General features: G+C 42.7%; 7 protein-coding genes. 4 read left to right on the top strand and 3 right to left on the bottom strand.

Annotation, left to right across the window (positions count from 1 at the left end):
- Positions 1–107 precede the first annotated feature (107 nt).
- Both ACTHPA_RS18385 and ACTHPA_RS18390 read right to left on the bottom strand, forming a co-directional pair.
- Positions 108–1190, bottom strand: coding sequence for an FUSC family protein (locus tag ACTHPA_RS18385; protein ID WP_440502399.1), 1083 nt, complete (start codon positions 1188–1190; stop codon positions 108–110).
- Between the two features lie 76 nt (positions 1191–1266).
- The gene (locus ACTHPA_RS18390; protein ID WP_440502400.1) at positions 1267–2571 is read right to left on the bottom strand and encodes a glutamate-1-semialdehyde 2,1-aminomutase; all 1305 of its coding nucleotides are present in this window, start codon (positions 2569–2571) and stop codon (positions 1267–1269) included.
- 127 nt (positions 2572–2698) lie between these two features.
- Here ACTHPA_RS18390 and bcp point away from each other — a divergent pair, with 127 nt between their 5' ends.
- The 3 genes from bcp to perR all read left to right on the top strand — a co-directional run bounded on the left by bcp (position 2699) and on the right by perR (position 4693).
- The gene (gene bcp / locus ACTHPA_RS18395) at positions 2699–3178 is read left to right on the top strand and encodes a thioredoxin-dependent thiol peroxidase (protein ID WP_440502401.1); all 480 of its coding nucleotides are present in this window, start codon (positions 2699–2701) and stop codon (positions 3176–3178) included.
- Positions 3179–3190: 12 nt separating this feature from the next.
- Positions 3191–4135: a D-2-hydroxyacid dehydrogenase gene (locus ACTHPA_RS18400; protein WP_440502402.1), complete on the top strand. Its 945-nt coding sequence runs from the start codon at positions 3191–3193 to the stop codon at positions 4133–4135.
- A gap of 114 nt (positions 4136–4249) precedes the next feature.
- Positions 4250–4693 carry a peroxide-responsive transcriptional repressor PerR gene (gene perR, locus ACTHPA_RS18405; RefSeq protein ID WP_440502403.1) on the top strand — a complete coding sequence of 148 codons (444 nt, stop codon included), beginning with the start codon at positions 4250–4252 and terminating at the stop codon, positions 4691–4693.
- A gap of 40 nt (positions 4694–4733) precedes the next feature.
- Here the strand turns inward: perR and ACTHPA_RS18410 are convergent, their stop codons facing one another.
- Positions 4734–5105 carry a YgzB family protein gene (locus tag ACTHPA_RS18410; protein ID WP_440502404.1) on the bottom strand — a complete coding sequence of 124 codons (372 nt, stop codon included), beginning with the start codon at positions 5103–5105 and terminating at the stop codon, positions 4734–4736.
- 152 nt (positions 5106–5257) lie between these two features.
- On the opposite strand from ACTHPA_RS18410, the gene ACTHPA_RS18415 reads away from it, so the two are divergent.
- Positions 5258–6124 (top strand): nucleotidyltransferase-like protein, encoded by an 867-nt coding sequence (locus ACTHPA_RS18415; protein ID WP_440502405.1) that lies wholly within the window; start codon positions 5258–5260, stop codon positions 6122–6124.
- Positions 6125–6597: the final 473 nt, after the last annotated feature.

Below are 6597 nucleotides of genomic sequence, written 5' to 3' on the forward strand. Positions count from 1 at the left end.
AGTCCGGTTCAATACCGTCTTCACACCAGCCAACTAGCTGCGTAATATAAAACTCTAACTTTTAGGGGTCACATCATTATTCCAAGGATGGTTTTTACGTTCTATCGTTAATAGATCTCATCTTGCATTTCATTGCTCACTTCATGTCCGTGCCTACGCTTATTAGAGACGATCAATCGATCGAGATACTCCAACTGTTCTTCATAATCCAACAAAGAAGAAAGGACATGAAGGAGGTGATATGCGGAAAATTCTTCTTCTTCTTTTGTGATGGCGATTTCCTTCGCGAAAATGTCCATCACTTCCTGTCGTTGGATAAATTCCTCGGTCATGCTTTCCAACATCCTGTCGGATTTTAACTTGCCGACAAACTTCAAATGAATTTGCTCGTGATACGTAAGCAATGCATCGAGCCGCTCCTGGATCATCATTCGGAAATGCTCGGGCAATTTAATTAATTCATTTTCAAATTTATGAAGTCGTGATAGCAATTCATAGCTGCTTTGAGAGGTTGCAATCATCTGTCTGTAAATAACAAGTTTACGCACCTTTGAGCGAGAAGTCTTCTTGAAATAGCTTCGCTCCTCTTTGTAAAGCGAATAAAGCTGGTCGATGTTTGCGAGCCGTTCCTTCAATTTCACCAATGACTTTTTTGTAGCGATATGTTCGGAAGCTTGCCTTCCAGCAAGTCGAATCCATCGAATAATGTCATCCTGTGCATTATGGATCGCCTGGAAAAGCTTTGTTTCATACTTTGGAGGCATGAATAACAAGTTGACGACAAAAGCGGAAAGTACACCGATGACCATTGTGACGAATCGAAGGAGGGCGAAGGATAGGAAGGCGTCCCCTTTGATCTCCATAATGGCAATCATCGTCACTAGAGCTAGGGAAATGGATTTCTCAAGCCCTAACTTCAGCATGATCAAGATAATGATGACCGCTGCGAATCCGACAATGACAATTTGATGCCCGAACAATAGTACAAAGGTGATAGCGGTAATGGCACCGATCAGATTCCCTTGGATTTGTTCAATGATCGTCAAATATGATCGATAAATGGAAGGTTGAATCGCAAAGATAGCTGCAATGCCTGCAAAAACCGGATTCGGCAAGCTGAGCATTTCAGCTAGAAACAATGCGGCAACAATCGCTATACCCGTTTTGAAGATGCGGGCTCCAAGTTTCATATGATTATCCTTTCTACTAAAGGTATTTATAAGGTTAATGCTTTTATTCACGAAACCATTTTTCTAAGTGATTTTGTTATTTGTTCATTTGACGTGACAATTCTTCGAATGAACGGTCAACCGCCTCTAGTGTATGAATGATGTCGTCCTCTTTATGCGCGATTGTGAGGAACCAAGCTTCATATTTTGAAGGAGCAAGGTTTATGCCGTTCGCGAGCATCAGTTTAAAGAATTTCGCGAAGAGCTCTCCGTCTGTCTGTTCGGCTTGCTCATAGTTTTCTACCTTCACATCTGTGAAGAATAGTGTAAGTGCTCCGCCTAGACGATTGATTGTCATGGTGATGCCGTGTTTTTCCGCCAATTGAAGAATGCCTTCCTCTAACATTCTGCCAAGTCGATCCATTTCTTCATAGATGCCGGGCTGTTGCAATACTTCCAAGCAAGCGATCCCAGACAGCATGGAAGCAGGATTGCCCGCCATCGTACCTGCTTGGTATGCAGGGCCGAGCGGTGCGACGGTTTCCATAATTTCTTTCTTGCCGCCATATGCTCCAATCGGAAGTCCGCCGCCGATAATCTTTCCGAAGGCAATCAAGTCCGGAGTCGTTCCAAGTAAAGTTTGTGCGCTGCCATAATGGAAACGGAAAGCTGTGATCACTTCATCATAAATGATAAGCGCGCCTTTTTCCTTCGCAAGTTCATGGACGAGTGGAAGGAATCCTTCAATCGGTTCGACAATACCGAAATTCCCGACAATCGGCTCGACCAATACACATGCAAGTTCGTCTCCCCATTTTTCCATAGCTTCCTTATATGCATCAGGATCATTAAATGGGATTGTAATCACCTCTTGGGCGATGGATGCTGGGACACCTGCTGAATCCGGAGTCCCTAATGTTGCAGGCCCGGATCCTGCAGCTACGAGTACAAGATCGGAATGCCCATGATAGCAACCCGCAAACTTCATTACTTTCGTTCTTCCAGTAAAGGCTCGTGCCACGCGGATTGTTGTCATGACAGCTTCTGTCCCTGAGTTGACGAAACGGACTTTATCCATGGAGGGAATCGCTTCTTTCAACATTTTAGCAAATTTGACTTCATGGCGTGTCGGAGTTCCGTACAGTACACCGGTAGTTGCCGCCTTCGTAATGGCTTCTGCGATATGTGGGTGTGCATGGCCAGTAATGATAGGACCGTAAGCACCTAAGTAATCAATATATTTATTTCCATCAACGTCCCAGAAATAGGCACCTTCTGCGCGCTCCATTACTGTAGGTGCTCCACCGCCTACCGCTTTATAGCCACGGGAAGGGCTGTTCACACCTCCGACGATATGTTCACAAGCTTCTTGGTAGATCTGTTCTGATTTTGTTCTGTCCATTTCAATTCCTCCGTTCAAATCGGTACAACCTCCATTTTATACAAAACTGCGTCGATACGCCAAAGAAATTGAAACTCTATCAGATGTCCGGTACGATTGGGTATAGAAAAAGATGGAGGGATCGCTAATGGAGAAGTTGGAAGGAATGCAAGCGCCGCAATTTTCATTGCCGAACGAAAACGGAGAGATTGTTTCACTACGGGATTTTGAAGGGAAGAAGTATGTCATCCTCTACTTTTACCCGAAGGACGCTACTCCTGGCTGCACAACGCAGGCATGTGATTTTAGGGACGCGCACCAAAGTTTCAGTGATTTGAATGCCGTCATTCTAGGTGTGAGCCCGGATAACGAAGCATCTCACCAACGGTTTATCGAAAAACAAGGCCTTCCGTTTTCATTGCTAGTCGATGAAAATCATCAGGCTGCGGAAGCGTACGGCGTTTGGAAATTAAAGAAAATGTTCGGCAAGGAATACATGGGAATCGAACGTTCCACATTTTTGATCGACCCTACAGGGACAGTTGTGAAGGAATGGCGGAAAGTGAAAGTAGAAGGGCATATCGAAGAAGCGCTTGCTACGTTGGAGCAATTAACGAAGAAGGCGTAAGGGGGAAATTAGATGAAAGTATTATTCACCTTCAAAATTAAGGACGAACAGCTTGAGAAATTAAAAGTTGATTTTCCCGAAATCCAGTTTGACTTCAATAACAAAGTTAATACAGCCCCAGTAGAGGATTTTGAAGTTATTGTTACCTATGGGGAAGATATAAGTACAGAGGTACTTGATAGAGCAACATCTCTAAAATGGTTAATGGTCGCTTCTGCAGGTGTGGAAAAGATGCCGCTCGCTGAAATTGCCGCAAAAGGCATTATCATTAGTAATGTTCGCGGAATTCATAAAACACCGATGGCAGAAACGGCTCTTGCGCATATTCTATCCCTTAAACGAGCGTTGCCGGTATTAGCGGAGCAACAAAAACGGAAAGAGTGGAATACGAAAGTTCGACAAACGGAACTGCGTGGGTCGACTGCTCTTATTCTTGGGCCGGGGGCGATCGGATCTGAAATGGGTCGATTGCTTCAAGCTTTCGGCGTTCGAACGATCGGCTGTAATTATTCAGGGAACCCTGCACAGTACATGGATGATACGATTCAATTTGATGAACTGCTCAGCAGGCTTCCGGAAGCAGATATCGTCCTATCCGTATTGCCGAGCACAGCCAAAACGAAAGGACTGCTGACGGAAAGCCATTTCAAGGCGATGAAGGAAACTGCAATCTTCATGAATTTCGGCAGAGGTGACCTTGTAAAAGAAGCCGTACTAGTAGAGGCTCTGAAAAACGAGGAAATCGGGCACGCAGTCCTCGATGTGTTTGAAACGGAGCCATTACCAGCGGAAAGCGAACTTTGGTCTTTATCGAATATAATAATTTCACCGCATGTCTCCAGCCATTCCGGGAAGTATATTGAGAGAGCGCTCGAGTTTTTCACGGGAAATCTGAAAAAGTGGCAAAGAGGCGATAAGGATCTGATCAATTTGATTAATCCTGTAAAAGGGTATTGAATCGGTGCCTGCACCCACCTATGGACAGCTCTTTAGTTGACAAATATGCCTTTTCTCAGTAAACTAATTATAATGATTATAAAGAAGTAATCTTTATGGATTGGAGTGTTGGCGATGTCTGAAGTGTTTTTGAAAGACGCGCTTGTCACATTGAAGGAAAGTGGTGTTCGAATTACACCGCAAAGGCATGCCATTTTAGAATTTCTCATTTCTTCTGAGACGCATCCTACTGCTGATGAAATATATAGAGCGCTAGAAGCTGATTTCCCAAATATGAGTGTTGCGACCGTATATAATAATCTGCGGGTTTTCCGGAATGCCGGACTTGTAAAGGAACTCACTTATGGAGATGCTTCAAGCCGGTTCGATTTTGTAACACATGATCATTATCACATCATTTGTGATAACTGTGGAAAAATCGTTGACTTCCATCATCCCGGACTTGAGGAAGTTGAGCACCTCGCTTCTCATGTTACAGGTTTCGAAGTCAATTCCCATCGTCTTGAAGTGTATGGAACATGTCCTGATTGTGCAGCAGGCGCCAATAAAGCAAAATAAGAAAACCGGTTCCGATAGTGAAAGACGGAACCGGTTTTTCTTATTTCTTTTTAGATGAATCGTTTCTATTCGCCGGGCGGTTGTAAGCTTCATCGAATTCCTTGCCTTCCAATGATGGATCCAACGTAAGTGGTTCTCTACAATGTCCACACATATCGACCCGGCCAAGCATTTTAGTCTCTTTGCCGCAACTTGGACATACAATTTGTACAGCCCTTGTCGACAATGTCCCAATCCAAGCATAAACGACCGTGCTGCCTAGAATAGCAAGGAGACCTAGAACCATGAAAATCAACATAACGATTTCATTGCTTCTAAAGAATATCCCAAGATACATAATGACGACCCCGATGAAAATTAGGGATAGCGCAAATGACCGAATCCGATTTATTTTATTTTTATAGGGTTTCATCCGAAATCCTCCTTAGAGTGAAGTATGTTGGATAAGATATTGAATGTTCCTCAATCAATATAGCACAAATTCTGTTCGCATCATATTTTACGATTTTCGAATGAAGGGTTTTTTAAGAGTTGCGTCGAAGAAAAGGAAGTGGAGGTGTCATAATGGAACAAGTTCTTAGACCGATTTATCAAGAACGCGCAAGCTCGCCTGAAACACTAGGTGTCATTCTCGTTGAAAAAAGAGGTGCAGGCGATCCGATAACAGACACATTTGACGAAATCATGTTAATCATTACATCTAATGAAGAAACACCTATATATACAAAACATTATACGGATGGTACTGGCAAAGCTGCGATGCATGTCATTAGCGAAAAGCAACTGAGAAAATGGCTGCTGCTTGGAACAAGAAGAAAAGTCGTCGATTGGTTGTTCTATGGGAAGATCTTTTTTGACCGCAATGAATTTGTCGAAGGTTTGAAAAATGAGTTGAAGGAATATCCCTTCTACGGACGGAAGATAAAGATGGGACTTGAGCTATCAAGATTAGTAAGAGTCTATATGGAAGGAAAGATGTTTTTCGAGCAGAAAAACTATATGGACTCATATCACCATGCAATCCAGTCTCTTCATCATCTTGCCAGACTTACTGTTATTGAAAAAGGATTGTCTCCTGAAGTGACGGTGTGGTCTCAAGTGAAAAAGATTGATCCGGCAATTTATAAACTATACGAGGAACTTATTATGAGTGAGGAACCGATTGAAAAAAGATTGGAGCTTCTCTTCCTAGCAAGTGAATTCTTCATCCATAATCGAACACTTGACGGAGCGAGGCATATTATGGACATCATGTCGACAAAGGAGACGTGGACAATCCAAGAGCTTCACGAGCATGAGGAGCTGCGGATGTATTCAATTAATCTTGAAGTTCTTGTTGAGTTTTTAATTGAAAAAGGTGTTATTCAAATCGTTGAAAGCGACTCGAAAAATGAATATGTATTTCACAGAGACTATCGTGTAGAGCGATGAATGTTAATAGAGGAGAGATATTACTGTTGATTTGCGTCCGCCTGCAACGCAAATCAACGGATCTTCCTAATCAAACAAATCGACCCTATCCTATGAAAGTAGAGCTTTGATAAGTTTTTTTGTTTTTAGTGTTGACTTATAAAAACAACCCATGCTATTATAGTAAACGTCGCTGAGGGAGTTAGTTACTCAGCCTTGAAAAAGCCTTAAAAACTAATTTAAAAAAGTTCTTGACTTAGAGAGTCAGCGATGATAAATTAGAGAAGTCGCTTTTGAAGAAGCGCGAAACGAACCTTGAAAACTGAACAGCAAAACGTCAACAAATAAAGTCTTGCAACCGACTTTATCGGTGAAGAGACAAAACGAATCTTCGGATTCAAAATTGACATCTTAAATGATGCCAGCAAGAAACTCGAGCTACTCGAATTTCTCTCACTGGCGGTCGAGACGTAGTGCAGTGCTAGGAAGCGAAG

Source organism: Sporosarcina sp. SAFN-015 (genome assembly GCF_051966875.1).
Taxonomy (GTDB): Bacteria; Bacillota; Bacilli; order Bacillales_A; family Planococcaceae; genus Sporosarcina.